This is a genomic window from Micromonospora sp. DT201, assembly GCF_049841575.1.
Taxonomy (GTDB): Bacteria; Actinomycetota; Actinomycetes; order Mycobacteriales; family Micromonosporaceae; genus Micromonospora.
This window is the reverse complement of sequence record NZ_JBNCKP010000059.1, coordinates 1-1,579: the sequence shown is the minus strand read 5'-3', so window position 1 is coordinate 1,579 and position 1,579 is coordinate 1. Positions and strand designations below refer to the sequence as shown.

General features: G+C 70.6%; 1 protein-coding gene. It reads left to right on the top strand.

Annotation, left to right across the window (positions count from 1 at the left end):
• Nucleotides 1-1,579: beta-ketoacyl synthase N-terminal-like domain-containing protein (locus tag ACLQ28_RS34380; protein ID WP_425690425.1), on the top strand; the 1,579-nt coding region annotated here is incomplete at both ends.

The window sequence follows — 1,579 nt, the reverse complement described above, 5'->3', positions numbered from 1 at the left end:
CGCACGGGGATCGGGCGCGCCGGTTGCCGGTGGATTACGCCTCGCATTGCGCGCACGTGGATGTGCTGCGCACCGAGCTGGAGCAGCTCGCGGTCGCACCGGGTCCGGGACGGGTGCCGTTCTACTCCACCGTTAGCCCGGACGAGACGGTGTTCGACGCCGGGTACTGGTTTCGGAATTTGCGGCAGCCGGTGCGGTTCCACGACGCGGTCACCCGCGCGGTCGACGATGGGTTGGGACTGTTCGTTGAGGTGAGTCCGCATCCGGTGTTGGTGGCGGCGATCGAGGACACCGGCGCCACCGCGGTCGGCAGCCTGCGTCGTGACCAGCCCGGTCCGGACACGTTCCTGACGAACCTGGCGCAGGCCCACACTCACGGCGCCGACCTCGACTGGACAACACTCAACACCCGGCCCGGACACGTCGACCTCCCCACCTATCCGTTCCAACGCAAACGGCACTGGCTGGGTAGCGTGCCAGACACGCCGGTCGCCTCGGAGGGGGCGGGCAACCCGCTGGCCGCCCAGCTACACGCCCGCAACGGCGACGAGCGACGGCGCATCATGCTCGACCTGGTCAGGGAACGAGCCGCCACCATCCTGGGGCACGACGGGCCGTCCGCGATCGACCCCGACCGGTCGTTCAAGGACCTCGGGTTCGACTCGGTCAGCGCCGTGGACCTGCGAAACAGCCTGAACGCGGCTGTCGGTCTGCGGATGCCGTCCAGCCTGCTCTTCGACCAACCCACCCCGGGCGCGGTGGCCGCCTACCTGCAACGGGAACTGCTGGGCGGCGGCGACAGCGAGGACGTCCTACGCCTACGCGAGGAATCCGGCGAACCGCTCGCCATCGTCGGCATCGGGTGCCGCCTGCCCGGAGATGTCCGGTCCCCGGGCGACCTCTGGAAGCTGCTCACCGAGGAGCGGGACGCGATCGGCGGCTTCCCCGAGAACCGCGGCTGGGATCTGGCGGCGCTCTACGACCCTGACCCGGAGCGGTCCGGAACCACCTACTGCCGTGAAGGCGGATTCTTGGCCGACGCCGACCGCTTCGACGCCGATTTCTTCGGCATCTCGCCACGCGAGGCACTCGCCATGGACCCGCAGCAGCGGTTGCTGCTGGAGACGGCCTGGACCGCACTGGAGGACGCGGGAATTCCGCCTGGGCCGCTGAATGGCACCGCGACCGGCGTGTTCATCGGGGCGATGGCCCAGGACTACGCGCCCGCCCTGCATCAGGCGCCCGCCGACCTGGAGGGCTACCTCCTCACCGGCAACACGGCAAGCGTCGCCTCCGGCCGGATCGCCTACACGCTCGGCTTGCAGGGCCCGGCGCTGACAGTGGACACGGCCTGCTCGTCGTCGCTGGTAGCGCTGCATCTGGCCGCGCAGTCCCTGCGCCGGGGCGAATGCACGCTGGCGCTGGCCGGTGGCGTGACGGTGATGTCCGCACCCGGCGAGTTCGTGGAGTTCAGTCGTCAGCGTGGCCTGGCGCCGGATGGCCGGTGCAAGGCGTTCTCGGCGACCGCCGACGGCACCGGGTGGGCGGAGGGTGCGGGTCTGCTCGTCCTGGAGCGCCT